Source organism: Microbacterium sp. C5A9 (assembly GCF_022627955.1).
Taxonomy (GTDB): domain Bacteria; phylum Actinomycetota; class Actinomycetes; order Actinomycetales; family Microbacteriaceae; genus Microbacterium.
Map to the genome: position 1 here is coordinate 281,490 of NZ_JABXGD010000003.1, position 25,990 is coordinate 307,479.

27 protein-coding genes are annotated in these 25,990 nt (G+C 69.1%); 11 read left to right on the forward strand and 16 right to left on the reverse strand.

The genetic code is table 11. The annotated features are described in order from the left end of the window. Window positions 1–6: 6 nt before the first annotated feature. From HWD99_RS08090 to HWD99_RS08140, 11 genes are all read right to left on the reverse strand, one after another. Window positions 7–528 (reverse strand): hypothetical protein, encoded by a 522-nt coding sequence (locus HWD99_RS08090; RefSeq protein WP_241795716.1) that lies wholly within the window; start codon window positions 526–528, stop codon window positions 7–9. Continuing rightward, window positions 525–815, reverse strand: coding sequence for a WXG100 family type VII secretion target (locus HWD99_RS08095; RefSeq protein WP_241795717.1), 291 nt, complete (start codon window positions 813–815; stop codon window positions 525–527). The genes HWD99_RS08090 and HWD99_RS08095 overlap by 4 nt, the downstream gene beginning before the upstream one ends. A gap of 68 nt (window positions 816–883) precedes the next feature. Continuing rightward, window positions 884–1,993, reverse strand: coding sequence for a hypothetical protein (locus HWD99_RS08100; protein ID WP_241795718.1), 1,110 nt, complete (start codon window positions 1,991–1,993; stop codon window positions 884–886). Beyond that, complete coding sequence (locus HWD99_RS08105) at window positions 1,987–2,835, reverse strand: hypothetical protein (protein WP_241795719.1); 849 nt, start codon at window positions 2,833–2,835, stop codon at window positions 1,987–1,989. Before HWD99_RS08105 ends, HWD99_RS08100 begins: the two co-directional genes overlap by 7 nt. After that, complete coding sequence (locus tag HWD99_RS08110) at window positions 2,832–3,890, reverse strand: VWA domain-containing protein (protein ID WP_241795720.1); 1,059 nt, start codon at window positions 3,888–3,890, stop codon at window positions 2,832–2,834. The genes HWD99_RS08105 and HWD99_RS08110 overlap by 4 nt, the downstream gene beginning before the upstream one ends. Further along, on the reverse strand, window positions 3,887–4,873 hold the full coding sequence (locus HWD99_RS08115) for a VWA domain-containing protein (protein WP_241795721.1): 987 nt from the start codon (window positions 4,871–4,873) through the stop codon (window positions 3,887–3,889). The genes HWD99_RS08110 and HWD99_RS08115 overlap by 4 nt, the downstream gene beginning before the upstream one ends. Next, the gene (locus HWD99_RS08120) at window positions 4,864–5,355 is read right to left on the reverse strand and encodes a hypothetical protein (RefSeq protein ID WP_241795722.1); all 492 of its coding nucleotides are present in this window, start codon (window positions 5,353–5,355) and stop codon (window positions 4,864–4,866) included. The genes HWD99_RS08115 and HWD99_RS08120 overlap by 10 nt, the downstream gene beginning before the upstream one ends. Next, window positions 5,342–6,229, reverse strand: coding sequence for a DUF58 domain-containing protein (locus HWD99_RS08125; RefSeq protein ID WP_241795723.1), 888 nt, complete (start codon window positions 6,227–6,229; stop codon window positions 5,342–5,344). Before HWD99_RS08125 ends, HWD99_RS08120 begins: the two co-directional genes overlap by 14 nt. A 7-nt stretch (window positions 6,230–6,236) precedes the next feature. Beyond that, entirely contained in the window at window positions 6,237–7,202 is a 966-nt protein-coding gene (locus tag HWD99_RS08130; RefSeq protein WP_194764514.1) for a MoxR family ATPase, read from the reverse strand. Between the two features lie 379 nt (window positions 7,203–7,581). Then, entirely contained in the window at window positions 7,582–8,286 is a 705-nt protein-coding gene (locus tag HWD99_RS08135) for a Pr6Pr family membrane protein (protein WP_241795724.1), read from the reverse strand. Window positions 8,287–8,443: 157 nt separating this feature from the next. After that, entirely contained in the window at window positions 8,444–9,376 is a 933-nt protein-coding gene (locus HWD99_RS08140; RefSeq protein ID WP_241795725.1) for a DMT family transporter, read from the reverse strand. Window positions 9,377–9,561: 185 nt separating this feature from the next. Between HWD99_RS08140 and HWD99_RS08145 the strand changes: the two genes are divergently transcribed. From HWD99_RS08145 to HWD99_RS08185, 9 genes are all read left to right on the forward strand, one after another. Beyond that, on the forward strand, window positions 9,562–10,848 hold the full coding sequence (locus HWD99_RS08145; protein ID WP_241795726.1) for an adenylosuccinate synthase: 1,287 nt from the start codon (window positions 9,562–9,564) through the stop codon (window positions 10,846–10,848). 5 nt (window positions 10,849–10,853) lie between these two features. Beyond that, complete coding sequence (locus HWD99_RS08150) at window positions 10,854–11,963, forward strand: beta-propeller fold lactonase family protein (protein ID WP_241795727.1); 1,110 nt, start codon at window positions 10,854–10,856, stop codon at window positions 11,961–11,963. 56 nt (window positions 11,964–12,019) lie between these two features. Next, window positions 12,020–13,393: an MFS transporter gene (locus HWD99_RS08155; RefSeq protein WP_241795728.1), complete on the forward strand. Its 1,374-nt coding sequence runs from the start codon at window positions 12,020–12,022 to the stop codon at window positions 13,391–13,393. A 141-nt stretch (window positions 13,394–13,534) separates the two neighbouring features. After that, the gene (locus tag HWD99_RS08160; RefSeq protein WP_241795729.1) at window positions 13,535–14,968 is read left to right on the forward strand and encodes an NAD(P)/FAD-dependent oxidoreductase; all 1,434 of its coding nucleotides are present in this window, start codon (window positions 13,535–13,537) and stop codon (window positions 14,966–14,968) included. Between the two features lie 198 nt (window positions 14,969–15,166). Then, window positions 15,167–15,469, forward strand: a complete 303-nt coding sequence (locus HWD99_RS08165; RefSeq protein WP_241795730.1) for a DUF427 domain-containing protein — start codon at window positions 15,167–15,169, stop codon at window positions 15,467–15,469. 66 nt (window positions 15,470–15,535) lie between these two features. Further along, window positions 15,536–16,423 (forward strand): ABC transporter ATP-binding protein, encoded by an 888-nt coding sequence (locus HWD99_RS08170; protein WP_241795731.1) that lies wholly within the window; start codon window positions 15,536–15,538, stop codon window positions 16,421–16,423. Next, window positions 16,420–17,100 carry an ABC transporter permease gene (locus tag HWD99_RS08175; protein WP_241795732.1) on the forward strand — a complete coding sequence of 227 codons (681 nt, stop codon included), beginning with the start codon at window positions 16,420–16,422 and terminating at the stop codon, window positions 17,098–17,100. Before HWD99_RS08170 ends, HWD99_RS08175 begins: the two co-directional genes overlap by 4 nt. Then, window positions 17,097–17,831: an ABC transporter permease gene (locus tag HWD99_RS08180; protein WP_241795733.1), complete on the forward strand. Its 735-nt coding sequence runs from the start codon at window positions 17,097–17,099 to the stop codon at window positions 17,829–17,831. The genes HWD99_RS08175 and HWD99_RS08180 overlap by 4 nt, the downstream gene beginning before the upstream one ends. A gap of 67 nt (window positions 17,832–17,898) precedes the next feature. Beyond that, window positions 17,899–18,822, forward strand: coding sequence for an ABC transporter substrate-binding protein (locus HWD99_RS08185; RefSeq protein WP_241795734.1), 924 nt, complete (start codon window positions 17,899–17,901; stop codon window positions 18,820–18,822). 79 nt (window positions 18,823–18,901) lie between these two features. Here HWD99_RS08185 and HWD99_RS08190 read toward each other — a convergent pair whose 3' ends face one another. Then, entirely contained in the window at window positions 18,902–20,164 is a 1,263-nt protein-coding gene (locus HWD99_RS08190; RefSeq protein ID WP_241795735.1) for an AI-2E family transporter, read from the reverse strand. A 49-nt stretch (window positions 20,165–20,213) separates the two neighbouring features. Between HWD99_RS08190 and HWD99_RS08195 the strand changes: the two genes are divergently transcribed. After that, complete coding sequence (locus tag HWD99_RS08195) at window positions 20,214–20,513, forward strand: chorismate mutase (protein WP_241795736.1); 300 nt, start codon at window positions 20,214–20,216, stop codon at window positions 20,511–20,513. 138 nt (window positions 20,514–20,651) lie between these two features. Further along, window positions 20,652–21,818 (forward strand): ROK family protein, encoded by a 1,167-nt coding sequence (locus HWD99_RS08200; protein ID WP_241795737.1) that lies wholly within the window; start codon window positions 20,652–20,654, stop codon window positions 21,816–21,818. 37 nt (window positions 21,819–21,855) lie between these two features. Here the strand turns inward: HWD99_RS08200 and HWD99_RS08205 are convergent, their stop codons facing one another. From HWD99_RS08205 to HWD99_RS08220, 4 genes are all read right to left on the reverse strand, one after another. Then, window positions 21,856–22,332, reverse strand: coding sequence for a hypothetical protein (locus HWD99_RS08205; RefSeq protein WP_241795738.1), 477 nt, complete (start codon window positions 22,330–22,332; stop codon window positions 21,856–21,858). A gap of 176 nt (window positions 22,333–22,508) precedes the next feature. Further along, window positions 22,509–23,429 (reverse strand): carbohydrate ABC transporter permease, encoded by a 921-nt coding sequence (locus tag HWD99_RS08210; RefSeq protein ID WP_241795739.1) that lies wholly within the window; start codon window positions 23,427–23,429, stop codon window positions 22,509–22,511. A 2-nt stretch (window positions 23,430–23,431) separates the two neighbouring features. Further along, a complete protein-coding gene (locus HWD99_RS08215; RefSeq protein ID WP_241795740.1) occupies window positions 23,432–24,415 on the reverse strand; it encodes a carbohydrate ABC transporter permease in 984 nt (327 codons plus the stop codon). A gap of 67 nt (window positions 24,416–24,482) precedes the next feature. Continuing rightward, window positions 24,483–25,730 carry an extracellular solute-binding protein gene (locus HWD99_RS08220; protein WP_241795741.1) on the reverse strand — a complete coding sequence of 416 codons (1,248 nt, stop codon included), beginning with the start codon at window positions 25,728–25,730 and terminating at the stop codon, window positions 24,483–24,485. Window positions 25,731–25,990 lie beyond the last annotated feature (260 nt).

Here is a 25,990-nt window from a genome sequence, read left to right on the forward strand (position 1 = left end):
CTCCCCCTACTCGAATCGGTGGAAGGCGTCCGACGCCTTCGCTGCGTGCTGGGCGATGCGGAGGATCTCCTCCGCGATCAGCTGGTCGGTGCAGGACTGCACCCACTGATCCTTCATCTCGACCCCGCGTACCGAGCCGAAGGACGCCGTCACCGAGAACTGTCCGAAGTCATCCGAGATCGTGGTCGCGGGGAGGTCCTCGCCCGAGGTGATCGCATCGATGATCGCGGTCGACGCCTCGATCGGCAGAGCCGGGCCGGTCGCCTGAGCGAGCTGGAACGCCGTGCTGATGGCTGACGTGTAGATGGCGGCGGTGCGATCCTGCTCGGGGCCGGCGACCTCCAGGCCCACCGGGAATCCCGTGTCGCTGAGCGCCACCGTGACGTGCACCGGGTTCGGCGGGACGTATTGCGCCAGCTCGCGCTCCACGTCCTGCTGCGTCTGGCGCAACTGGTCCTGCAGGGCCGCGCTCTGCGCCTGCAGCAGCTGCATCCGCTCGAGGAGCGAGGGCTGTTCGGTGCCGCTCATGCCCACCTCGCCTCGATCTTCGATCGTCCCCGTGCGTAGCGCTCGGCGCTGTTGTCGGCGGCGCCCGCGGCCAGCGACAGGATGCGGTTCATCTCGGCGAGCCGGGCCGACCACTGGGCCTGCGCCGCGTCGTACGCATCGGAGGCTTCACCGCTCCACGCCGCTCGGAGTGTGGACACTTCTGCATCGAGCGCATCCAAGGCGTCAGCGATACCGCTTGTGGCGTCATGCACCGCGGCAGCTGCCCCCCGTATGCGCCCCGGGTCATAAGACTTCACGGGACTCATGCCGCCGAGTCTACCGAGGCTGCGGAATATCGCCAGGGGGATTCCCGTCCGCAGAAGGGGACGCTCCCCTAGAAACCGGGATACTCCTGCAGGCGCTCTTCGAACTCGGCCCTGTCCGCGTCGCTGAGCAGGCCGCTCGCGATGACGACCATCTGCAGGCCCTCCAGCGGCTCGCCCGTGCGGGCGTTCTGCGCCTCGCGCGCGACGCGGAAGTCGCCGGTGGTGTCGTTGGCGAGGTCGAAGATGTTCGCGTAGAAGCGCATCGGCTCGGGGTAGTTCTCGGCGTAGTACTCCCACGTGTGCTGCAGGCGCGGATCGGCGCTGCCGTAGAGCTTCTCCTTCATCGCCGGCTCGATGCCCGAGTACTCGTCGTTGAACGAGTACAGGTAGGTCAGGCCGTGCTCGGCGATGACGTCGTCGATCAGGTCCATGACCTGCAGCTTCACTCCGTAGTCGTGGATCGGCTCGGTGGTCGCCCAGCCGACCGACGTGTACTCGATGAGCATCGACTCGCCGCCGTAGCCGTTGCGCTCGGGACGCAGATCCTCATCGCCGACCTGCACCCACTCGTAGCCGAACTCCGCGGTGACCCGTTCGCGCACATCGGCGAACAGCGCGTCGGCCGCGGAGCGCACCTCTTCGAGGGACTGCTGCTCGAGGGCATCCCGAGGGTCCAGGTCCTTGATGCCCGGATACGCCTCTTCGTGCTTCTGCTCATCGCTCTTCATGCCGTCATAGCTGCCCGTCGCCGAGGTGCGCACGGCGCCGATGCCGCCGACGGTGGCGACGTTGAACACCACGGTGACGGCCAGGGCGATCGCCGCGAACTTCCGCGCACGCGCAGAGAACAGGGCGCCGACGATGACGGCGACGACGACCAGCTGCAGTGTCAGCATCGTGACGCCGTAGAGGGCGTCGGTGCCGCCGGCGGCGAGGGTGATCAGCAGGATGACCGCGAACAGGATGCCGGTGACGAGCGCGATCCACCCGAGGACGTTCGCGGGCTTCGACGACGGCTCGGCGGTGGCGGTCGCCGAGAGTCCGGGCACGGCGGGCGAGGGCAGCACGGGGCCGGGCGATCGCCGCGCGTTGCGGTACCCACCGGGAGGGGGAACGGGAGGTGCGCCCTCGGTGCCGGCGACGTAGCGCGCCCGCTGCTTCTCGTGGTCCATCACCATGGCTTGTCCGTCCCCGAGCCGCCGCCGTCGTCGCCGTCACGCTGATCGCGCTCCTGCGTCCCCTGCTCGAGCTGGTCCTTGAGATCTTCGATCTTCTGATCCGAGGGCTGCTCCTGCTGCTCCTGCGGCTCCTGCTCCTGCGGCTCCTCGGGCGGAGTCTGCTCCTCGTCCTGCTGCTTCTGCTTCAGACGGTCCTCGAGGTCTTCCCTGCTCTGCTGCATGTCGCGGTCGGGATCGGACGACTGCTCCTGCGCCTCGTCGCTGTCGCACTCCGCGGGCATCTCGGTCGTCACCGTGAGCGCCTCGCCGTAGAGCTCGGCGGCGGCGGCGCCGTCTCCGTCGCGGCGCGCCGCGTCGCCCATCCGCTCGATCACGATCGCCAGGTTGATGCGCACGCTGCAGACCTCGAGGCCGGTCGCGAGGCTCAGCGACTCCTCGAACTCCGCCCGCGACTCGGGCAGCTTCTCGGCCCCGGCGAGAGCCGTGCCCACGTTGAACGGGGCCTTGTAGGGCTCGAACCCGTTGAGGAACTCCTGTCCGCGCGCGGCCGATTCGGCCCCGGCGTAGTCGTCTGCCACGTAGGCGCTGATCGACTGGTGCGCGAAGGCGTACATGCTCAGCAGCTTGCCGACGAACAGCAGCGCGGCGAGCGTGAGAGGCAGGGTGCCGAGACCGATCCACAGGCGGATGCGACGCCGTCGCCGATTCGAGGCCAGCAGGGCGGATGCGGCGGCGGCGCGGAGCTCGGCCGGAGTCTGCGCGTCCGGCTGCGGTTGCGTCCGGGGTGGAACGGGCACATCCGGCGGAGTCGGCGCACCGGGCGGAAGCTGCTCAGGGGTCATGCGGCACCTCCCTCGGTCGTCGAACCGGAATCGGCGCGGGTGGCGGAGCGGGGTCCCGACCCGAGCCGCCGGAGTCGTGCCACGAGCATGGTCGCCCGTGCGAGCTCGACGCCGAGCAGAGCGGCCATGAGCAGCGCGGCGATCCAGTAGAGCTCGATGACGTTCCCGACCTCTCCCGAGTCCGAGTAGGCGACGGTGGTCGACGGCGCCGCGGGCAGCGCCGGCTCCGACTCGGCGGTGCGGTGCTGGTACTCGACGCCCAGTTCGCCCGCGATCGTCTGCAGGTTCGCCTCATCGATGACCGACAGCGCGTTCGCGCCCTGGTACTCGATGTAGCCCCCGCCCTCGGCGGGATCGAACGACCCGGTCGTCAGCTTCATCGGGCCGCCCTCGGCGGTGCCGTAGCCGAACACGGCGCCGGCGTCGGTGAAGGCCGCGCTGTCCTCGAACGACTCCGGGGGCGACAGTGCGGTCTGCTCGCCGTCGCCGAAGTAGAACACCATCCGCGCACGGTCTTCCGAGTTCGCCGCGGCATTCGCCAGCGTCTCGTGCAGCTGCTCGGCGGCGATGCCGATCGAGCTGCCCCGGGAGCGGCTCGTCACCTCGGGGCGCAGCACCTCGAGCGAGGAGATCAGCGCCGTCGTGTCGGTCGTCAGCGGCATGCGCACATCGGCGGACGCGTCGAACGTGATCAGCGCGAACCGCGCGCCCGGATACTCGTCGACGATCTTCTGCACGTCGGCGCGCACGCCGTCGAGACGCGGCTCGCCGTCCGCCCAGTCCTCGGCGACGATGCTCGCGGTGGTGTCGACGACGAGCACGATGTCGGTGTCCGTCGCGAGAGTCTGCGTGGTGCCGCCGGGGATGCCGGGACGCAGGAGCATGACGAAGCACGCGAGCAGCATCACGAGACGCATGGCCCAGAGCGCCCGAGCGCCGGCCCTGGTGCCGGAGCCCGTGGTCGGGGCCTTCACGAGGGCGAGTACCGCGAGCACCGCGATCGGGGCGAAGAGCAGCACCAGCAGGAACACGCTGAGGACGGGCTGGAAGATCACAGTCTCACCCTCCACAGCACGACGACGAAGGCCAGGGTCGCGACCATGAGCACGACGATCCAGAGGTTCGGGCTGTCGGTCCACACGACCTGCGCCTGGCCCTGGAGCGCGGTGGCCTCCTGCTCCTGCACCTGGGCGACGATGTCCTCCACCGTGGTCGTGTCTCGCAGACCGTAGGCGGTGCCGCCGGTGGTCTCGGCCGCCTCGGTGAGCTCGGCGCTGACGTCGGCATCCTTGCCCTGCACGGGGTTGAGGCTGAAGACGCGCACGCCGACCGACTTCGCGTACGCGGCGGCCTCCTGCAGGGTCACGATCGAGGCGCCGTTGATCTCGTTGTCGGTGGCGAAGATGATCGAGCGGGAGCGCTCGTCGTCGGGGTGGTCGAAGGCGAGCGCGCACGCCGCGAGACCGTCGCCGATGAGCGAGGCGCCGTTGCCGTTCATGGTGCCGACCCAGTGCTCGGGGGTCTGCTCGACGAAGTCGAAGCTCTCCCTGATGCTCTGCAGGTGCTCGCGGATGAACGGGTAGTCGTCGGTGAGGGGGAAGATCTGCACCGGCGAGCTGTTGAAGATCGTCAGCCCGATGCGCTCGCCCTCGAACTCCTTCAGCAGCTCCTCGAAGACGGTGAGCACCTCGACGTCGACCTCGGTCATGGATCCGGAGACATCGAGGCAGAGCATGATGTCGCGGCTGGTGTTGACGGGCTGGATGGTCTGCGACGACATCGGCCTCGCGGCGACGACGCCGGCCGAGGCGGTCGCGATCACGCCCAGCAGCAGGATGCCGCAGAGGGCGACGACCCGGCGGGTCAACGCCGCGCGGAAGGCCGGAAGGGCACGCACGCGCTCGGCACGCGCGATTCGCGCCTGCTCGTGGGCGTCGGAGCGGCCGGTGCGGCGGAGCCCCAGCACGAGGCCGATCGCGACCGCGACGACCACGATGCCGGCGGCGACGAGCAGCATCCACCCGTTGGCTAGTGCCATGAGCGCACCACCGCCCTGGCCGCCTCGGCCCCGGCGAGCGGATCGATCGCCGGGCCCTGCCGGAAGATGCTGGGGTAGTAGTGGCGCTGCATCGCGTCGATGAGCGCGGGATGCACGCCGCGGGACACGAGATCGTCGAGCGCCAGCACCGGGGCCTCGAGCCCGCTGTACTCGTTGACGAACGTGCGCACGACGCGGCTCAGCTCGAGGTTGGCGTTGCGCGCCGACAGCGTATGCGCGCGATAGTCGTCTTCGATGCGCTGGATGCTCTGCAGATACTCCACGCGCAGCTGCGAGAGCACGTCGGTCGTCTGCAGCACCGGCCCCTCTTGCTGACCGGAGATCGTCAGGTCGCGGCGTGGCCGGGTCAGCAGCACCACCACCCATGCGGCGGCGATCAGGAGCAGCAGCACGCCGATCGCGAGCAGGATCCAGCCCCAGCCGTACTGGGCCGGGGGATAGAGCTCATCAGAGCCGGGCATGCGACCTCCGGTTCAGCAGCTGCAGCAGCTGCGAGACGGCGTCGTCCTGACCGGTGAGTACCCCGTGGCTGATCTCCATGCGCGTGAGCAGCTCGGCGAGGCGCGCGGCATCGGCGTGGGCCTGTGCGACCAGCTCGCCCACGATGTCGAGGTCTCCCTGGGCGAAGTCGGGCACCTCCCACAGGCTGTCGACGTCGGCGCGGATCGTCTTCGTGGTGTGGTCGAGCACCGGATCGGCGTCGCGCAGCGTGAGCCAGAGCACGTCGTGCTGCACGCGCAGCCGGCGCAGCATCCGCTCGGTCTCGGCCGTGACCGGGGCGTCGTCGGTGACCACGACGACGATCATGCGCCGCGAGACCGTGCGCGTGACGTACGACAGCAGGGCGTCGCGGTCGCTCGGCGCGGTGCTCGTGGCGATCGACCGGTCGACCGTGCGCAGCGCGTGCTCGAGGGCGCCCTCGCTGCGGCCAGGAGCGCGTCGGCGCACGCCGTCGGCGTCGCCGTAGACGAGCGAGAAATCGTCGCCGTGGCGCAGCGCGAGCACTCCGAGCGCACCCGTCGCGAGGATCGCGAGGTCCTTCTTCGACCTCTCGTCGCGGGCGAGCGCCGACATCGAGCGGCCGGTGTCGACGACGAACAGGATCGTGTGCATCCGCATCGCCCGATGGCGCTTGACCAGCGGAGTGCCCAGCCGTGCGGTCGCCCGCCAGTCGATGTCGCGCACCTGATCGCCGTACTCGTACTTGCGCAGGTCCTCGAAGTCGAGGCTGCGCCCGTGCAGCAGCGACGCGTAGGCGCCGTCGAGCGCATGCAGCGACTTGCGCGACGAGTGGATGAAGAGCTTGCTCTTCACCTGGGCGATCAGGCTGGGCATCGGCGGGTCAGGGGGTGGGCACGGAGGCGAAGATCTGGTCGATGATCTCCTCGCTGCGGATGCCCTCGGCGTCGGCCTCGAACGTCAGCAGCACGCGGTGGCGCAGCACGAGGTGGCGCAGCGAGCGGATGTCCTCGGGCAGCACGTGCGCGCGGCCGTTGAGCAGCGCCAGTGCGCGCGATGCCTGCAGGAAGGCGATGCTCGCGCGAGGACTCGCGCCGTACTTGATGTAGCGGGCGCGCTCCTCGCCGATGTACGGCGCGGGGTTCCTGGTGACGTACGCGATCGACACGATGTAGTTGCGGATCGCGGGGTCGACGTACACCCGGCTCGCCACATCCTGCAGCAGGCGCACGTCGTCGAGCGTGATGGCGCTCGAGACGTGACGGTCGGGATCGAGCACGCCCGAGTCGATGCGGCCGAGGATCTCGAACTCCTCGGCGGGGCTCGGGTACTCGACGATCTCCTTGAGCAGGAAGCGGTCCATCTGCGCCTCGGGCAGCTCGTACGTGCCCTCCTGCTCGATGGGGTTCTGGGTCGCGATCACGAGGAACGGCTGGGGCAGGTGGTGCACCTCGCCACCGATCGTGGTCTGGTGCTCCTGCATGGCCTCGAGCATGGCGCTCTGGGTCTTCGCACTCGAGCGGTTGATCTCGTCGAGCAGCACGAAGTTCGCGTGCACGGGGCCGAGAACCGTGCGGAACGACCCGGTCGCGGCGTCGTAGATCTGGTTGCCGGTGATGTCGCTGGGCAGCAGGTCGGGCGTGCACTGGATGCGCTTGAACTGCGCCTTCACGGTGTCGGCGAGCGTGCTGGCCGCGGTGGTCTTGGCGAGGCCGGGCACGCTCTCGAGCAGGATGTGACCGCCGGCGATCAGCGAGATCAGCAGGCTCATGCGCAGGCGCTCCTGGCCGACCATCTTCGCGGAGTACGCATCGGAGACGGTCTTCAGCACCTCGCTCGCGCGGCGCATCTCGGCGTCGGTGGGAGCGGCGGAGTTCTTGGACACGGACGACGATGCCGCGGGGGACGGGGGCGCGGCAGAGGCGGCGGCACGGGTGGACGGCGCGGGGGGAGGCGGCGGCACGGACGGACCGCCGGTCGATGCAGGGAATGGCTGACTCATGGTGTCTCCTCGCTGGCGCGGGGGAGGCGCGTCACGCAGATCCCCCGTAAACAGCGTAACCGCACGATGTCAGCGTCCGGCCAGGGCCGACGACGTCGGGTCGCGCAGTGCACTCGAGTACGCGATCGGACGACCGCTGTGGGTGGCCGTCGTCGTGCTGTACGTGATCGTCGCGGCAGTTGCCACCGTGCTGTGCAGCATGTGAGCGCCCCCGTGCTCGCGAGATTCACGCCTCGCGGGTGACCGGCGAGCCGCCGCGGCTGCGGCCGATCCAGACCACGAAGCAGGCGACGGCGATGATGGCGACGGCGATCCCGACCACATAGCCCGCGACACCGAGGTACCCGCCGACGAGTCGGGGGTCGAGGAACGGGTACGGATACCACCAGGCGTTGCCGGTCGCCGGGGCGGTGATGAGGTTCGCGCGGATCATCGTGTACGCCGCCCAGACGAGCGGGAAGATCGCGGTGACGAACACCGTGCTCCACGGCAGGGCCCGTCGCCGCGGTGCGAACAGCACGTCGAGCAGCAGGAACAGGGGGAACACCACGTGCAGCACCTCGTTGGACCACGGGACGGTGGTGCCCTGCGGCAGCTCGATGCCGCGGAGCAGCGTGTTGTACACGAGCCCCGTGACGATCATGTACGTGCTCGCGCAGACGATCAGCACGGCCAGCCAGCGCGGCTCGGGCTCGGTGTCGCCACGGTGGCGCAGAGCCCAGATCGCACCGATGATGAGCACGACCGCCGCGAGCAGGTTCGAGTCGATCGTGAAGAAGCTCAGGAAGTTCCAGCCCACCGTCGGCAGATGCGAGCCCCACGGCGTCGTGGCCTCGAGAGCCACCTGCACCGTCAGGGAGAGCTGTGCGATGACGGCCGCGAGCGAGAGCACTGCTGCCGCGAGTCGTGCGTAGGGCCACCAGGTCGTCATATTCGCCTCCGCCGCACACTTTATCGGTCGCTATCGCTCGCATCGCTAGACCGGAATGGCGATATGTAATCGGATCGCTCTGCGGGGTCCGGGTGCGCGGGGCGGGGTCGAAGAGCTCCGGCGTGAGCGACCTCGCATGCGAGGTGCTGGGCGGCGATCAGGCTCGGCGGCCCCACCGCATGCGGGTGACGAGCACGCCGAGCAGGCACAGCGCGCCGCCGACGAACATGAGCGGCGTCGGCACCTCGCCGAGGATCGCCCATGACAGGAGGATCGCGATCGCGGGGACGACGTAGGTCGTGGCCGAGGTCTGCCCCGCGGTGCTGCGCTGCAGCACGTATGCCCAGGTCGTGAAGGCGATCGCGGTCGGGAAGATGCCGAGGTACACGACCCAGAGCGTCGAGTCGAGGGGCGCGGTCTGCAGGGCGCCGATCAGGCTGCCCGTCCACGGCAGCAGCGCGACCGTGCCGGCGACGGCGCCGAGGAACGTCAGAGTCGTCGCGTCGGATCCGGCGCTGAGCAGGTGCTTCTGCAGCAGCGTGCACCCGGCGTACATCACGGCCGCGAGCAGGGCGAGCAGCAGGCCCGTGATGTCGGGCCCGTCGCTCGTCGACGAGTTCATGCCGATCAGCACTACGCCGAGGAACGCGATCGGGGCTCCGACGATGAGCGGCTTCGGAAAGCCCTCCCGCAGGAACAGCCCGCTGAAGACGACGACCATGAGCGGTGCGAGGTTGACGACCATCGCCGCCGTGCCCGCGTCGAGGGTGCGCTCGGCGGCGTTGAGTGCGAGGTTGTAGACGCAGAACCACCCGACGCCCCACACCGCGACGAGCCACCAGTGGCGGCGTTCGGGAAGACGGATGCCGTGGCGCACCGCGATGAGCGCGAGCGCGACGCTGCCCACCGCCATGCGCAGCAGCGCCAGGGCGCCGGGGTCGAAGTGCGGACCGGCACCGCGGATGCCGATGAACGCCGACGCCCACAGCACGACCGTCACGAGGGCGGCGACGAGCACGAGCGGCCCCTGGGTGCGGGACGTCGCGGGGTTCAGGGTGTCGTCGCTGCGGATGCGACCGGTCTTCGGCATCCTCTGATCGTCGCACCGGCCACCGACACTCCACGAGAGGCTCGAGTGACAGCGTCCGCTCCTTTTCCGCCAGTGCTGTGCACCCCCGGAAAAGGCCCTGTGACACCCCTTCGATAGGATGGTCTCGCCCGAGAAGGGCCAGCTCATCAGCCGGTGCAAACCCGGCGAAAGCAAGGGGGATACCCATGCCAGGAATCGTTATCGTCGGCGTCCAGTGGGGCGATGAGGGCAAGGGCAAGGCCACCGACCTGCTCGGCGAGCGCACCGACTGGGTCGTCAAGTTCAACGGCGGCAACAATGCCGGTCACACCGTCGTGGTCGGCAACGAGAAGTACGCGCTGCATCTGCTGCCGTCCGGCATCCTGTCGCCCGGTGTGACGCCGGTCATCGGCAACGGCGTCGTGATCGACCTCGAGGTGCTGTTCCACGAGCTCGAGGCCCTCGGCGCCCGCGGCATCGACGTGTCCCGCCTCAAGGTCAGCGCCAACGCGCACATCATCACGGCGTACCACCGCACGCTCGACAAGGTCACCGAGCGATTCCTCGGCAAGCGCAACATCGGCACGACGGGTCGCGGCATCGGACCGGCCTACGCCGACAAGATCAACCGCGTCGGCATCCGCGTGCAGGACCTGTTCGACGAGAACATCCTGCGCCAGAAGGTCGAAGGCGCGCTCGACCAGAAGAACCACCTGCTGGTGAAGGTCTTCAACCGCCGTGCCGTGACGGTCGACGAGATCGTCGAGGAGCTGCTGTCGTACGCCGAGCGCGTGCGCCCGATGGTCGCCGACACCGGCTACCTGATCGCCGAGGCGCTCGACCGCGGCGAGGTCGTCGTGTTCGAGGGCGGACAGGCGACCATGCTCGACATCGACCACGGCACCTACCCGTTCGTGACGTCGTCGACCGCGACGGCCGCGGGCGCGGCATCCGGCTCGGGCGTGGGCCCCGGCGCGCTCGACCGCATCGTCGGCATCGTCAAGGCCTACACGACCCGCGTGGGTTCCGGCCCCTTCCCGACCGAGCTCTTCGACGAGCAGGGCGAATGGCTGCGCTCGCGCGGCTTCGAGTTCGGCACGACGACGGGGCGTCCGCGCCGCGTCGGCTGGTACGACGCGCCGATCACCCGCTACGCGACGCGCGTCAACGGCATCACCGACCTGGTGCTCACCAAGCTCGACATCCTCACCGGGCTCGAGCAGATCCCCGTCTGCGTCGCGTACGACGTCGACGGAGAGCGCTTCGACGAGGTGCCCGTCAACCAGACCGACTTCCACCACGCGACGCCGATCCTCGAGTACTTCCCCGGCTGGTCGGAGGACATCTCGACCGCCCGCTCGTTCGACGAACTGCCGAAGAACGCGCAGGACTACGTGCTGGCCCTCGAGGGCATGAGCAACACGCGCATCTCGGTGATCGGCGTGGGGCCGGAGCGCGACCAGGTCGTCGTGCGCCACGACCTGCTCGACTGAGCACCATGACACGGTTCTGGCTCGGGGGCTACGGCTCGGCGATGGAGGGTTCGGCCGACGGCATCGGCCTGCTCGCGGGGGATGCCGACCGGCCGACCTCGCTCTCGTATCGCGGTGCGGTCACGCAGACGCCGTCGCCGTCGTGGCTCGCGCAGCATCCCACCCTCGACGTCGTGTACGCGGCGCTCGAGGGGGATGCCGCGGTGCAGGCGTTCGTCCGCTCCGGCGAGTCGGCCCTGCGGCCCCTCGGCGAGCCGGTCGAGGCCGGCGAGAACGTGTGCCACGTCGCCGTCGCCCCGCGCGGGGACTTCCTCATCGCCAGCTGCTACGGCGACGGTCGTGTCGTGCGCATCGGGATCGACCCGCAGGGGCGCCTGGTGCCGGACGCGGTGAACAAGGCCGCCGAGCTGCGCGCGGCCCTGCTCGGCGAGCCTCTCGAGGCCGCTGCTCCGGCGGGCGTCGCCGTGGCGGCATCCGACCCCTACGCGGGATCGCGCACGGCCGACGGCGATGAGCGCGTCTCGCATGCGCACGCCGCGGCATTCCTGCCGGACGGCCGCATCGCGACGACCGATCTCGGCTTCGACCTCGTGCGCATCTGGCGCCAGGGGGCGGGCGGTCTGCTGCTCGACCACGAGGTCGCGCTGCCGATGGGCACCGGGCCGCGCCACATGGTCGTGCACCCCAGCGGGCACCTGCACGTGGTGACCGAGTACTCGTGCGAGGTGTTCACCCTCGCCGCGGGTCGTGACGGCACGTGGGCGGTGGTCGGCTCGGTGCTCACGAGCCCGATCGCCGAGGTCGGCACCGACTTCCCCGCCGAGCTCGCTCGCACGCGCGACGGGCAGTTCCTCTACACCGCGCTGCGCGGCAGCAACACGATCGCCGCGCTCCGGGTGCAGGGCGGCGGCGAGAGCCTCGAGCCGTTCGCGCTGGCCGACTCCGGGGTCGACTGGCCGCGCCACCACCTGGTGCACGAGGGCAAGCTGCTCGTCGCGGGACAGCGATCCGACACGGTCGCGCTGCTCGACCTCGACGAGCGCACGGGGGCGCCGCTCGGCATCCGCCATCAGGCGCCCGCGCCGACGCCGACGCACTTCCTGCTCGTCCGCTGACCTCGTCGCGGTCACCGCTTGACCTCAACCTTTGTTGAGGTTCTACGGTCGAGCCTATGACTGCAGACACGGACGCGGTGCAGACCGCTAAGGCGGCCACCACGGGCATCCTCCACGGCACCTACCTCTGGATCACGATCGGCGCGTGCGCGCTGGTCTTCCTCGGGGCGTTCGAGTCCCTCGCCGTCACGACCGTGATGCCGGCGGTGAGCGCCGACCTCGACGGAGAACGCCTCTATGCGCTCGCCTTCGCCGGGCCCCTCGCCACGGGGGTGATCGGGATGGTCATGGCGGGCAACTGGGCGGACCGCCGCGGGCCGGTCGCACCGCTGTACCTCTCGGTGGCGATGTTCGTCGTCGGTCTGGTCGTCGCCGGACTCGCTCCGACCATGGAGGTGCTCGTCGCCGGTCGCTTCGCGCAGGGCCTCGGCAACGGCGGGCTGATGGTCGCCCTCTATGTGGTGGTCGCCCGCGTGTACCCGCGCGCACTGCATCCCGCGATCTTCGCCGGGTTCGCCGCCGCGTGGGTGGTGCCGTCACTCGTCGGACCGACCGTCGCCGGGGCCGTCACCGAGCTGTGGAGCTGGCACTGGGTGTTCCTCGGCGTCGTCTTCCTGGTGGTTCCGGCGCTGCTCATGGTCGTCCCCGCGCTCCGCGGGCTGGCGGGCGACGGCGACGCCTCGACGCCGTGGGCGTTCGGACGACTCGGCTGGTCGGTGCTCGCGGCGCTGGCGGTGCTCGGGTTGAACCTGGTCGGCGACATCCCGGGGGCAGGTCCTGTGCTCGCGGCCGCCGCGGTCGTGGTGGCGGTCGTCGCCGTGCGGCCCCTTCTGCCGACGGGAACCCTGCGCGCCCGGCGCGGTCTGCCCTCGGTGCTGCTCGTGCGCGGGCTCGCCGCGGCGGGGTTCTTCGGCGCCCAGGTCTACATCCCGTACCTGCTCACCGAGCGCTACGAGGTGTCGCCGACCGTCGCGGGTCTCTCGCTCACCGGCGGAGCTCTCGCCTGGTCGGCGGCCGCCACGCTGCAGGGCCGCATGGGTGTGCGCCTCTCGAGCGTCACGGCCGTACGCGTCGGCACGATCCTCGTCGTCTCCGGAGTCGCTCTCGCCCTCGCCGCGGCCGTGCTCGCCGCACCGGTCGTGGTCATCATCGTCGCCTGGATCGTCGCCGGTGCCGGCATGGGGCTGATGAGTCCGCGAACCAGCGCGCTGACTCTCGAGATGTCCGCACCCGAGAACCAGGGCTTCAACAGCTCGGCCATGACCGTCGCCGACTCCTTCGGCAGTGCGCTGGCTCTCGCCATCACCGGGGTCCTGTTCACCGGTCTCGCGGCGGTCGCCGACCCGTTCGTCGCGGTGTTCGCCCTGGCGGGCATCATCGCGCTCGCCGCAGCGGTGCTCGCGCCTCGCGTCGCGCCACGGAGTGCCTGAGCTCTGCCGTCCATGATTCCCGCAGCGACTCGGGAGGCCCGGTGACGCGCCCGGGGCATCCCACCACAACACCCGGCGGAACACCACCCCGTGACTCGACGTTGGTTCTGAGCAAGACTGGGCGACGGAGAGGTGCATGCGATGACTGCTGACAAGACCGACGAATACGACCTGATCGTGCTGGGCGGAGGTCCGGTCGGCGAGAACGTGGCCGACCGTGCCGTGCAGGGCGGGCTGACCGCGATCATCGTGGAGAGCGAGCTCGTGGGCGGTGAGTGCTCGTACTGGGCCTGCATGCCGTCGAAGGCGCTGCTGCGATCGGCGCAGGCGCTGCGCGCGGCGCAGCACGTCGCCGGATCGAAAGAGGCGGTGACCGGCACGCTCGACGTGCGCGCGGTGTTCGACCGGCGTGACTCGTTCACGAGCAACTGGTCGGACGACGGTCAGGTGAAGTGGCTCGACTCGGCCGGCATCGATCTCGCGCGCGGCCACGGGCGGCTCACGGGCGAGCGCGAGGTGACCGTGACGGATGCCGACGGCGGCACGCGCGTGCTGCGCGCTCGCCACGCGGTGGCGATCAGCACCGGCTCGGATGCCGTGATCCCGCCGATCGAGGGGCTGCGCGAGTCCTCGCCGTGGACCAGCCGCGAGGCGACCAGTGCAGAAGAGCTCCCCGAGTCGCTGGCCGTGATCGGCGGCGGAGTCGTGGCGGTCGAGATGGCGACGGCGTATGCGGCGCTCGGCTCGACGGTCACGATCATCGCCCGCAGCGGTCTGCTCGGGTCGATGGAGCCGTTCGTGGGCGAGCGCGTCGCGGCGGGGCTGAAGGAGCTCGGCGTCGACGTGCGCCTCGAGACCGGCACGACGAGCGTCAGCCGCACCGACGAGGGCGTGACGATCGTGCTCGACGACGGGTCGACCGTCACCGCGGCCGAGCTACTCGTCGCGACGGGACGCTCTCCGCGCAGCGGCGACATCGGCCTCGACGTCGTGGGACTCGAGCCCGGACGCTGGATCGCGGTCGACGACACTCTTCGGGTGCCGGACTCCGACTGGCTCTACGCCGTCGGGGACGTGAACGGACGCGTGCTGCTCACCCACCAGGGCAAGTACCAGGCTCGGGCGGCGGGCGACGTGATCGCGGCCCGCACGAGCGGCGATGCCGTCGACGACGCCCCCTGGGGACGCCATGTCGCGACCGCCGACCACGCGGGCGCCCCGCAGGTCACGTTCTCGATCCCCGAGGTGGGATCGGTCGGTCTCACCGAGGCCGCCGCTCGCGAGGCCGGGCACGAGGTGGCGGTCGTCGACTACGACCTCGGCTCGATCGCGGGCGCCAGCCTCTATGAGGACGGCTTCGAGGGGCAGGCGCGCCTCGTGATCGACAAGGATCGCGACGTGGTGATCGGCGCGACCTTCGTCGGGCCGGAGGTGGCGGAGCTCGTGCAGGCCGCCACGATCGCGATCGTCGGCGAGGTGCCGATCGCCCGTCTGTGGCACGCGGTCCCGTCGTACCCGACGGTCGGCGAGGTCTGGCTGCGACTGCTCGAGGGCTACGGGCGGCAGTCGGCATGAACACGGCGGACGGAGGCCGGGGAGGGATGCCGTGAGCGGCCATCCGTTGCGGCATCCGCTCCGAACAACCCGCAGAGCATCGGGAGCATCCCGCGTGCCCGCGGACGGATTGTTTCTCACATTGACGCCCCGAAGCGCAAGCCTCGGACCAATGTCGCAGACCTCTTATACGCTCGAACCCACCGAGGAGGCAGGACCATGAAGGCTGTACTCGCAGGAACCGTCATCGCCGAGGCTGAGGAGGACGACCTCATCCGCATCGAGGGGAACTGGTACTTCCCACCGGCATCCGTCGCGCCCGGGGTGCTCGTCGAGAGCCCCACGCCCTACACGTGTCCGTGGAAGGGCGTGTGCCAGTACTACTCCGTCAAAGACGGCGAGGGTCTGCACAAAGACCTGGCGTGGTCGTACCCGACGCCGTATCCGACGGCCTTCGACAGAGTCGGCAAGGACTTCTCCGGCTACGTCGCGTTCGCGCCCGGCGTCGACGTCGTCCCGTAACGCACCTCCCGAACGCACGCCAGCACGCACCGCACTGAGCCGACCCCACCGACTGGAGATGCGCCCATGATCGAGTTCCGCAACGTCACGAAGCGGTTCCCCGACGGCACCCTCGCCGTGAACGACTTCAGCCTGGTGCTGCCGTCGCGCAAGACGACCGTGTTCGTGGGGTCGTCCGGCTGCGGCAAGACGACCCTGCTGCGCATGATCAACCGCATGGTCGAGCCGACCTCGGGCGAGGTCGAGATCGACGGTGTGAGCGTGCTGGGCGGCGACCCCGTGCAGCTGCGCCGCAGCATCGGCTACGTGATGCAGAACTCCGGGCTCATGCCGCACTTCACCGTGATCGACAACGTCGCGACCGTGCTGCGCCTCACGGGCGTGAAGAAGGGTCCGGCGCACGAGAGGGCGCGCGCACTGCTGGCGACGGTCGGCCTCGATCAGTCGCTGGCCGAGCGGTATCCGAGCCAGCTCTCGGGCGGGCAGCAGCAGCGCGTGGGTGTGGCCCGCGGGCTGGCGGCCGACCCGAACATCCTCCTGATGGACGAGCCCTTCGGCGCGGTCGACCCCATCGTGCGCGCCGATCTGCAGCAGGAGACGCTGCGGTTGCAGCGCGAGCTCGACAAGACGGTGGTGTTCGTCACGCACGACATCGACGAGGCGTTCCTGCTGGGCGACCAGGTCGTGATCCTCGACAAGGGGGCGCGGGTCGTGCAGGTGGGCAGCCCGAGCGAGATCATCGAGAACCCGGCCGACGACTTCGTCGCCTCGTTCATCGGCGCCGACCGGGGCCGCCGCGCACTGCACCTCAAGGAGACGCCGCACGGCACCGTGGTCGTCGACTCCGAGGGGCGCACGCAGGGCGCCATCGTGTCCGAGGTCGAGAAGTCCGACGGTCCGCTCGCCGGGCCGGATGCCGCCGCCCTCGGCGCGGTGCAGGGCGGACTCACGTGAACTGGGTCGCCGACAACCTCGGGTTGATCTTCGACCTGACTCTGGTGCATCTGCGTCAGAGCATCATCCCGATCGTGCTCGGATTCGTGCTGTCGCTCCCGCTCGGCTGGGTCGCGTGGCGCTTCCGGCTCGTACGCGGACCGATCATCGTGCTCACCGGGCTGCTGTACACGATTCCGTCGCTCGCACTGCTGATCCTGCTGCCCTCGGTGGCCGGGTACTCCGCGCGTAGCGAGGCGAACCTCGTCATCGCGCTCACCATCTACGCCGTCGCGATCCTCGTGCGCGCCGTCTCCGACGGCCTCGACTCGGTCGACGACGATGTGCGCCAGGCGGCGACGGCGACCGGCTTCGCCGCGTGGCGGCGTTTCTGGGCGGTGGAGTTCCCGCTCGCGGGTCCGGTGATCCTGGCGGGGCTGCGCGTCACCGCGGTCAGCACGATCTCCCTGGCGACGGTCGGCATCCTGATCGGCGTCACGAACCTCGGCTATCTGTTCACCAACGGGCTCGACCGTCGCATCATCGCCGAGGTGTTCGCCGGCATCATCGCGGTCGTCGTGATCGCCCTGGTGATCGACCTGATCCTCCTGCTGCTCGGCCGGGCGCTGATGCCCTGGACGCGCGCCGCGTCGAAGCCCGCCGCCGCTCGGGCCCTCGCCGTGGGGGCTCCCGCATGAACCTCTTCGCCGAAGCATTCGCGTGGATGCTCGCTCCCGAGCAGTGGACGGGCAACTACGCGCTGCCCAAACTCCTCGCGGAGCACCTGGCCCTCACCGCGATCTCGGTGCTGATCGCCGCCGTGATCGCGGTGCCGATCGGCTGGCTCATCGGCCACACAGGCAAGGGTCGCGAGATCGCGGTCGCCGTGTCCGGCGCTGCCCGTGCGATCCCGGCGTTCGGACTCATGATCCTTCTCGTGCTGCTGCTGGGGGTGCTGCGCATCCCCGAGGCTGCGGTGATCACGTTCGTGCTGCTCGCGATCCCGTCGCTGCTCGCCGGCGCCTACACGGGTCTCGAGGCGATCGATCGTCGGATCATCGACGCCGCGAAGGCGATGGGCATGACCAGCTGGCAGGTGTTCTGGAAGGTCGAGGTGCGTCTCGGTCTGCCGCTGCTCGTGGGCGGCATCCGCTCCGCGCTGCTGCAGGTGATCGCCACGGTCACGATCGCGGCCTACGTGAATCTCGGCGGACTCGGCTGGCCGATCATCCAAGGCATCCCGCTGCAGAAGTTCGACCAGGTGCTCGCCGGGGCGATCCTCGTCGCCGCGCTCGCCCTCGTGGTGGATCTGCTGCTCGCTGCCGCGCAGCATGCCGCTGTTCCGAAGGGCCTCCGCACCGGCTCCGCTCCGAAGCGTCGGGAGCGGGCGAGGAGCCAGGCGGCCGCGTCCGCCACCGCCACCGCCTGACGGCCGTCATTCGAATCATCCCCACCAGCAGTCGTCCCACACAGCAGTTCCAGAGAAGAGGAAATCCATGTTCACAGCACGAGGAAAGCGTTCCGTCTTCGCCGTCGGCCTTGTCGCCGCGGCGGCACTCGCCCTGACGGCCTGCGCGTCGAGCAACCCGCTCGACGAGCCGTCCGAATCCGGTGAGAGCTCGGGCAGCGGCGACACGATCGTGATCGGCTCGCAGGCGTACTACTCCAACGAGATCATCGCCGAGATCTACGCGCAGGCACTCGAAGCCGCTGACGTGAAGGTCGACCGTCAGTTCAGCATCGGCCAGCGCGACGCGTACTGGCCCGACGTCGAGTCCGGCGACATCGACATCTTCCCCGAGTACACGGGCAGCCTGCTCGAGTTCATCTCGGACGATGAGATCGACGTCACCAGCCCCGACGACGTCTTCGCGGCCCTGCAGGACACTCTGCCCGAGGGTCTCACGGCGCTCGACTACGCCGAGGCATCCGACCAGGACTCGTACACCGTGCTCAAGAGCTTCGCCGAGGAGAACGGCCTGACCACCATCGGCGACCTGTCGAAGGTGACCTCGCAGGTCACGATCGGCGCGGCCCCCGAGTTCGAGCAGCGTCCGTACAGCCCGGCTGCGGCCAAGGAGGTCTACGGAGTCGACCTGACGTTCTCGGCCACCGGCCCGACCACGCTCGAGTCGCTGCTCGCCGGCCAGATCCAGGTCGCGGACATCTACACCGCCGACCCGGCCTTCGAGACGGAGGAGATCGTCGCTCTCGAAGACCCCGAGAACCTGATCATCTCGTCGAACGTCGTGCCGATCGTCTCGAGCGACATCGCCGATGACGTGTCCGACGTGCTCAACGCCATCAGCGCCAAGCTGACCGGTGAGGAGCTCGTCGCCCTCAACGTGCTGAGCACGGTCGACCAGCAGTCGTCCGCAGACATCGCGAAGAAGTGGCTCGAGGACAACGACCTCGTCTGATCCTGACGCGTCTCATCGGAAGCGCCCGGCCCCGCAGGGGGCCGGGCGCTTCCGCGTGTGCGGGGGGTGGCGCGGGCCGTCAGACGCGAGCGTCCTGCCGGGGGATCAGCACCTGCTTGATGATGATCAGGATGGATGCCGCGACCGGGACCGCCACGAGAGCGCCCAGCAGCCCGAGCAGCGTGCCGCCGGCGAGGGCGCCGATCACGACGAGCGATCCGGGGATCGAGATCGCGCGGTTCATGACGCGGGGCGTGATCACGTACGCCTCGATCTGCATGTAGACCAGGTAGACGATCGCGAACACGAGCGCGGCGATCGGGTTGCTGAACAGCGCGAGGGTCGTGCCGATGATCCAGAACAGCACGGATCCGACGAGCGGGATCAGCGTGATGCAGAAGGCGACCGTGGCCATCAGCGGCGGGAACGGCAGCCCGAGGAAGAAGTAGAGCAGGAACGCGAGCACGGCGTTGCAGAACGCCAGGATGACCATTCCCATGACGTAGCCGCCGACCGAGTCGGTGATCTGGTCGGTGATGTCTCGCGCGCGCTCGCGGTCGCGCGCGGGGGCGAGGCGCAGCAGGCCGGTCTTGATCGACGGCAGCGTCGCGAGGAAGTACAGCGTGAGCACGAGCACGACGATGATGCCCGAGATGGCGTTGGCGATCGAGGCACCGACCTGCAGGGCCCCGCCGCCGATCGCGGCGATGTTGCCCGGGTCGGTGAGGAACTTCTGGACGTCGGTGACCAGGGATTCGAACTGGTCGCCGAACTGGGCTTCGAGGGTCGCGTAGATGTCGCTGCGCATGAACTCCTGGATCATGCCGGGGACCGAGCGGATGAAGCTCGCGATCTGCTCGATCACGACGGGCAGCACCATCCAGACGACGAGTCCCGCGACGACGATGAGTCCGACGATGGCGACGACCACGGAGATCGCGCGCGAGAGGCCGCGCTTCTCGAGGAACTGCACCGTGGGATCGAGACCGAGCGCCGCGAACAGGGCGAGGGCGATGTAGATGATCACGGTCGACAGGTTCGCGACGGCCAGACCGAGCAGGATCGCGGCGAGGCCGCCCAGTGTGACGAGGAATCCGAAGACGAACGGGCGGTCGATGCGGGTCCAGAACGACCGGCTCGGAGTCATCGGCTCGACGACCACGCGGCGGACCGAAGCCGCGCCGCCGACCTGCTCGACGGGCACTGCGACGGCCGATGTTGCGGTCGCGCCGGGGAAGTCCGGCAGGGCCGCCGCATCCGGGATCTCGGATGCGGGGGAGGATGCGGGCTTCGGAGGCGTATCCGCCGCGCTCGTGGCCGGAATCTTCTCGTCTTCGGTCATGTGCTCACGATAGCGGCAGGGGCGGCCGTCGCTTCCGTAAAGTAGGGGCATGACCGCTGCCGAAGACCCCCGGGCTGAACTCCTCCGACTGCGCTCCAGCATCGACAACATCGATGCCGCTCTCATCTTCATGCTCGCCGAGCGGTTCCGCGCCACGCAGCAGGTCGGGCGCCTCAAGGCCGAGCACGAGATGCCGGCATCCGATCCCGGACGCGAGGAGCAGCAGGTCGCGCGTCTGCGCTCCCTCGCCGAGCAGGCCCATCTCGACCCCGAGTTCGCCGAGAAGTGGTTCAACTTCGTGGTGGCCGAGGTGATCCGCCATCACACGGAAGCCGCCGAAGGGCGTTGATCCGGTCGTCCGGGCGAGTGACAGTGTGTGCAGCACTCACTCGCCCGGGGACCGAACTAAGTTTATTGAATAAACTATGACCGAGGGTACGCAGGAACCCCTGGTCTGTCAATCGAATCCGACATCGGGAACGACCCCATGCTGAACGGCGACGACTCACGCGACACCCAGGCCGCGGTTCGTCGCGCCAACCTGCGGCGGGCGCTCCAGCTCGTCTTTCGCGAGCCCGGGGCGCAGACCCGTGCGGGCATCGCCCGAGCGACCGGACTCACGGCGGCGACGGCGTCGTCGCTGGTCGCCGAGCTCATCGATCTGCGGCTCGTGGTCGAGGGCGAGCAGGCCGCCAGCACCGGGGGCAAGCGGCCGACGACCCTGAGCATCGACGCCGATCACCACGTGCTGGTCGTGGTGATCATCAGGCCCACCGACGCCCGCATCGCCCTGATCGCCCTCGACGGCACCGAGATCGACACGCGCAAGGTCGCCTACACCGATGCCACACGGGACCGGATGCTCGACGCCGCCGTCGCCGACATCGCGGCCGAGTACGCGGGGCGCCCGCTCGTGGCCGCGGTGCAGCTGCCCGGAACGACGGATGGACGCCGCGTGTTCGAGAGCGTGCAGCTGGGCTGGACCGACGTGCCTCTCGCCGAACGGTTCGAACGGGTGCTCGGTGTTCCCGTGCTGCTCGTCAACGACGTCGACGCCGAGGCGATCGCGGAGGCGGCGAGGGAGGACGAATCGTCGGGGTACCGGCTGTTCATCCACATCGGCACCGGCATCGGGGCGGCCGTCACGCTCGACGGCGAGCTCGCACCCGGGCCCCGCGACCGTGCGGGCGAGATCGGCCACGTGCAGGTGCAGTTCGGTGACGACGCGCGCGCATGTCGATGCGGACGTGAGGGATGCCTGGAATCGGTGGCCTCGATGACCGCGATGCTGGGCGACGACTTCGACGATGCGATGGATGTCGCGACGATCGCGGCGCTCGCCGCAGGGGCCGACGATCGACTGCTGACCGAGGGAGCGCGGGCGCTCGCCCGAACGCTCAAGCTCATCGCCGCCGTTCTCGACGCGGCGGAGGTGGTCATCGGCGGACCGGCGCGCGCGCTCGGCGATCGGTTCCTCGGACTCGTGCAGGCCGAGATCGACTACACCGCCACGGGGACGGTGAACGTGCCGGTGCGGTACGCCGACGCGGACGCCCTGATCGCGACCGGGGTCGCGCAGGTGGCGCTCTCGAACGCGCTCGGCGTGCGCTGGAGTCCGGCGCAGCTGCGCGCGGCATCCGCTCCGGCGTCCTGATCGCGAGGTCGCGTGCCGCCGCGGAGGAGACTCCGTGTCAGCGGGAGGCGATGCCGACGAGCGCGGCCACGACGCCGGCGATCACCAGGACCGCGATCGCGAGGATGTGGACGATCTTGCCCGCGATGAGCATGGGGAGATCCGGTCCGTCATACGAGGCGGGGTCGAAGAGCAGCCCGCGTGCGCGGAAGCTCCAGCGCATGCCGAACCCGATGCGTCGCAGCTGATGCGAGGGCGCTGCGAACGTCCGACCGCGGTGCTCACGCGGCGCCTTCCATGCCGCCTGTGCCGCATACCAGGCGATGACGAAGAACGGCATCGCGAGCGACACCGCCCAGGCGATGAGCGCGACGCCGATCAGCGTGCCCATCCCGGGGTCGAGCGATCGCAGGAAGAACAGCCCGAGAGCCGCGAGTCCGACGGCGACGGGTACGAGCACGACGCCCCATCCCCATCCGGGGTGGGCATCGCCCGAGGGGCGTCGGTCGACGCGTCCTGCATCCTGCCAGGTCATGGCGCGATCAGCCTCCGAATTCGGTGGTCAGGATGAGCGGGGTGTGGTCGGCGGCCAGCATGATCCTGCGCGCAGAACGCATCGAGCCCCCCTCGTCGTCTCTCGGACTGTCTAGCAGTCTTTCGACGCGACGATGCGGAGCGCCACCCGGGCGCTCCGCATCGCACCGACGAGTGCTACTTCACGCTGCCGGCGGTCAGGCCGCCGACGAGGCGCTTCTCGATGAGCATGAACAGGATGACGACGGGCAGGATCGCGACGATCGAGACGCCGAACACATACTGCCAGCTCGTCTCGTACTGGCCGACGAACTTGGTCAGCGCGACCGACAGGGGCTGGTTCTTGTCGGTGGAGAGGATCACGAGCGACGCGGCGAACTCGTTCCAGCAGGCGACGAACGTGAAGACGATCGCCGTCACGATGCCAGGCCAGACCAGCGGCAGGTTGATCTTGAACAGCACGGTGAAGCGCCCTGCCCCGTCGATCTGCGCGGCCTCGTCGATCTCCTTCGGGATGCCGGCGAAGAACGAGTGCATGATCCACACCGCGAACGACAGGTTGAAGGCGGCGTTGATGAAGATCATCGCCGCCCACGTGTCGCTGAGTCCGAGCACCGTGAACTGGCGGAACAGTCCGGAGGTGAGCACGGCCGGCTGCAGCATCTGCGTCACGATCACGAGGAACAGGAACACCATGCGGCCGGGGAATCTGAATCGGGCGGTGTAGTACGCCGCGGGCAGCGAGACCACGAGCACGAGCAGCGTCGCGAACACGGCGATGATGATCGTCGAGATCAGGTTGTACGGCAGCGGGGTCTCGGGGGTCGACCACATCGTGAAGTAGTTCTCCCAGTGCCACTCCACCGGAAGGTACGTCGGGTCGACCGAGCGGATCTGCGACTTCGTCTTCACGGAGCCGAAGAACATGATCAGGTACGGCAGCACGAAGATCGCGAGCACGAGGATGCCGGCGGCCATGCGCAGGATGACGCGGGGCAGCGTCACCTGGTCTTCGGTGTAGCGGCGCCTGCGCCCGGGGATGCGGGGCGCGGCGTCGTCGCCGGCGGTGGTGACGAGGGCGGTCTCGGTCACGGTCATGATCAGACCTCCTTCATGGGCTTGACGGCCTTGACGTAGATCGCGACGATCACGATCACGATGAGGAAGGCCACGACCGAGAGCGCGCTCGCGACGTCGACCTTCTTCTGCAGCTCGATGTACTTGAAGATCATCGTCATGATCGTGTCGGCGCCGTATCCGGGGATCGATCCGGTCATGACCTTGAGGATCGGGAGCGAGTTGAACACGTTGATGATGTTGATGAGCACGGCGACCGCCAGGGCGCTGCGCAGCTGCGGCAGCACGATCGTCCAGTAGGTGCGGGCCGCGCCGGCGCCGTCCATCTTCGCGGCCTCGAGGGTGTCGGCCGGGACCGTCTGCAACCCGGCGAGGATCGTGTAGGTCGTGAAGGGCAGCGAGACGAAGACGGCGATCACGATCGACCACGCGAAGGCGGTCGCGGGGTTCTTCGTCCACCCGTAGCCGACCGCGTCATCGGACAGGCCGATGTCGTAGAGGAACTTGTTGAAGACCCCGAAGTACGGCTCGAGGCTGTAGTAGAACACCATCGTCGTCATCACGACCGACGCCGCCCACGGCACGATCACGGCCATGCGCACGATCTGGCGGCCGGGGAACGCCTTGTTGAGGATCTGCGCGAGCCCGAGCGAGATCATCACCGTGAAGCCGACCACGACGACGACCCACACGATCGTGCGGACGATGATCGGCCAGAACTCCGCGAACGTGAACACCGTCACGAAGTTGTCGAACCCGACGGATCCCTTGTCGAGTCCCGACAGCGAGATGTCACGGGTGGAGTTGAAGAACATCACCCCGGCGGGGAAGAGGACCACGCCGATGATGAGGAGCAGGGCGGGGGCGATCCAGGGCAGCGCCTGGAGCAGGTCCTTGCCACCCGGTCTGCCGCCGGGCCTGCCGGCGCCAGAGCGCGTGCGCCCCGGGGTGCGGGGACGGCCGGTGGCCGCCCCCGCGAGGTTCGAGGATTCTTTCGTCTGGCTCATGGGAATACCCGAACCTCTCCGTCGGTGGTGTCAGCGGTACCAGTGGGTGTCAGTGCCTCGGCAGGCGTCAGCCGGCGTCGACCTGCGCCTGGATCTCGGTCAGCACGTCCTGCGCCGACTTCGTCTGCAGCTGACCGAACAGCGACTTGAACGCACCGTCGGTGGCCGACCACTTCGGGTTCGTCGACGGGTAGAACTGCGCATCGGGCAGCACCTCGAGGAACGGCGCAAGGGCCTCCTCGCCGGCGAGCTGCTCTGCGTCCGACTTCGTGACGGGCAGGAAGCCCTCGGCCTGCACCCACGGCACGTACACGTCGGCCGAGTAGTAGTAGTCGAAGAACTTCGTGATGGCCTCCTGCTTGTCGCCGTCGTTCTCGAACGCCATCAGCTGGTCCATGACGCCGAGCGTGAACGGCGAGCCGTCTTCGGTCGGGATCGGCACGATGGAGTAGTCGAGCTCGGGGTTGCCCTCTTCGATCTGGCCCACCGTCGGCGGCAGACCCACCTGCATGCCGATCTTGCCCTGGATGAAGATGTCCATCAGAGGCGAGCGCTGCGTCGAGCCGGGGTCGGCCTGCGTGGCGCCGGCGTCGATCATCTTCTTGATCTGCTCGGCACCGGCGAGGTTCTCGGGGGTGTCGATCGTGATCTCCGAGGCATCGCCGAACGAGCCGCCGCCGCCCCACAGCCACACGGCCGCCTCGGCCTGTGCCTCTTCGGAGCCGAGCGGCATGCCGTAGCCGGCCACACCGCCCCCGAGCGCCGACACCTTGGTCGCGGCATCGAGCAGCTCGTCCCAGGTGGTCGGCGCCTCGACGCCGGCCTGCTCGAGCAGCGCGTTGTTGACGAACAGCGCGCGGGCCGAGGCGATCAGCGGCAGAGCGTAGGCGGTGCCGTCGACCTCGGCGTTCGCGAGGAACGCGTCCTGGAAGTCGGCGTACGTGTCTTCGGAGACCACGTCCTCGACCGGGTAGAGCAGCTCGTCGCCGACGAACCCGGCGAACGGGCCGCCGTTGTAGATGTCCGGCGCCTCACCGGCCTGGATCTTCGTGGAGACGACCTTCTCGAGGTTGTCCCAGGACTGCACCTCGAGGTTGACCGTGATGTCGGGGTTCTCCTTCTCGAACCCCGAGATCACGTCCTCCCACAGGCCCTTCGTGGCGTCGGAGTAGCTGGGAACGAGGAGGTCGAGCGTGGACGCGCCGTCGGCGTCGCCCCCGCCGCCCTCGGTCGAGCCGCCGAACCCGCACGACGCGAGCGTGAGAGTGGCGGTCGCCGCCAGGGCGACAGCGCCGAATCGCAGTGACTTCTTCATGTGTATTGCATTCCTCACTGTGTAGGTGGTGCACAGTCGCAAGCACATCTCACGCGACGGTGCGTGTGATCGCCTCTCGGAGGGAGCGGCGATCGATCAAGCCGGGTCGGCTCGAGGAACCCTCAGCGGACCGGACCGGAGAGGGGGCGGTGGAACTGGTCTGATTATTTGTCAGGAGAATGAACAAATCAAGGAGAATCCTTGCGTGATTCCCTTGAGTCGAAATACTATGATCGAATAGTCGTCAAAACAATCACAAA

What these genes read in the sequence shown, in the direction of transcription:
- HWD99_RS08090 (WP_241795716.1), bottom strand. Translation starts at nt 528, where the DNA reads ATGAGCGGCACCGAACAGCCCTCGCTCCTCGAGCGGATGCAGCTGCTG.
- HWD99_RS08095 (WP_241795717.1), bottom strand. Translation starts at nt 815, where the DNA reads ATGAGTCCCGTGAAGTCTTATGACCCGGGGCGCATACGGGGGGCAGCT.
- HWD99_RS08100 (WP_241795718.1), bottom strand. Translation starts at nt 1,993, where the DNA reads ATGGTGATGGACCACGAGAAGCAGCGGGCGCGCTACGTCGCCGGCACC.
- HWD99_RS08105 (WP_241795719.1), bottom strand. Translation starts at nt 2,835, where the DNA reads ATGACCCCTGAGCAGCTTCCGCCCGGTGCGCCGACTCCGCCGGATGTG.
- HWD99_RS08115 (WP_241795721.1), bottom strand. Translation starts at nt 4,873, where the DNA reads ATGGCACTAGCCAACGGGTGGATGCTGCTCGTCGCCGCCGGCATCGTG.
- HWD99_RS08120 (WP_241795722.1), bottom strand. Translation starts at nt 5,355, where the DNA reads ATGCCCGGCTCTGATGAGCTCTATCCCCCGGCCCAGTACGGCTGGGGC.
- HWD99_RS08125 (WP_241795723.1), bottom strand. Translation starts at nt 6,229, where the DNA reads ATGCCCAGCCTGATCGCCCAGGTGAAGAGCAAGCTCTTCATCCACTCG.
- HWD99_RS08130 (WP_194764514.1), bottom strand. Translation starts at nt 7,202, where the DNA reads ATGCGCCGCGCGAGCGAGGTGCTGAAGACCGTCTCCGATGCGTACTCC.
- HWD99_RS08135 (WP_241795724.1), bottom strand. Translation starts at nt 8,286, where the DNA reads ATGACGACCTGGTGGCCCTACGCACGACTCGCGGCAGCAGTGCTCTCG.
- HWD99_RS08140 (WP_241795725.1), bottom strand. Translation starts at nt 9,376, where the DNA reads ATGCCGAAGACCGGTCGCATCCGCAGCGACGACACCCTGAACCCCGCG.
- HWD99_RS08145 (WP_241795726.1), top strand. Translation starts at nt 9,562, where the DNA reads ATGCCAGGAATCGTTATCGTCGGCGTCCAGTGGGGCGATGAGGGCAAG.
- HWD99_RS08150 (WP_241795727.1), top strand. Translation starts at nt 10,854, where the DNA reads ATGACACGGTTCTGGCTCGGGGGCTACGGCTCGGCGATGGAGGGTTCG.
- HWD99_RS08155 (WP_241795728.1), top strand. Translation starts at nt 12,020, where the DNA reads ATGACTGCAGACACGGACGCGGTGCAGACCGCTAAGGCGGCCACCACG.
- HWD99_RS08160 (WP_241795729.1), top strand. Translation starts at nt 13,535, where the DNA reads ATGACTGCTGACAAGACCGACGAATACGACCTGATCGTGCTGGGCGGA.
- HWD99_RS08165 (WP_241795730.1), top strand. Translation starts at nt 15,167, where the DNA reads ATGAAGGCTGTACTCGCAGGAACCGTCATCGCCGAGGCTGAGGAGGAC.
- HWD99_RS08170 (WP_241795731.1), top strand. Translation starts at nt 15,536, where the DNA reads ATGATCGAGTTCCGCAACGTCACGAAGCGGTTCCCCGACGGCACCCTC.
- HWD99_RS08180 (WP_241795733.1), top strand. Translation starts at nt 17,097, where the DNA reads ATGAACCTCTTCGCCGAAGCATTCGCGTGGATGCTCGCTCCCGAGCAG.
- HWD99_RS08185 (WP_241795734.1), top strand. Translation starts at nt 17,899, where the DNA reads ATGTTCACAGCACGAGGAAAGCGTTCCGTCTTCGCCGTCGGCCTTGTC.
- HWD99_RS08190 (WP_241795735.1), bottom strand. Translation starts at nt 20,164, where the DNA reads ATGACCGAAGACGAGAAGATTCCGGCCACGAGCGCGGCGGATACGCCT.
- HWD99_RS08195 (WP_241795736.1), top strand. Translation starts at nt 20,214, where the DNA reads ATGACCGCTGCCGAAGACCCCCGGGCTGAACTCCTCCGACTGCGCTCC.
- HWD99_RS08200 (WP_241795737.1), top strand. Translation starts at nt 20,652, where the DNA reads ATGCTGAACGGCGACGACTCACGCGACACCCAGGCCGCGGTTCGTCGC.
- HWD99_RS08205 (WP_241795738.1), bottom strand. Translation starts at nt 22,332, where the DNA reads ATGACCTGGCAGGATGCAGGACGCGTCGACCGACGCCCCTCGGGCGAT.
- HWD99_RS08210 (WP_241795739.1), bottom strand. Translation starts at nt 23,429, where the DNA reads ATGACCGTGACCGAGACCGCCCTCGTCACCACCGCCGGCGACGACGCC.
- HWD99_RS08215 (WP_241795740.1), bottom strand. Translation starts at nt 24,415, where the DNA reads ATGAGCCAGACGAAAGAATCCTCGAACCTCGCGGGGGCGGCCACCGGC.
- HWD99_RS08220 (WP_241795741.1), bottom strand. Translation starts at nt 25,730, where the DNA reads ATGAAGAAGTCACTGCGATTCGGCGCTGTCGCCCTGGCGGCGACCGCC.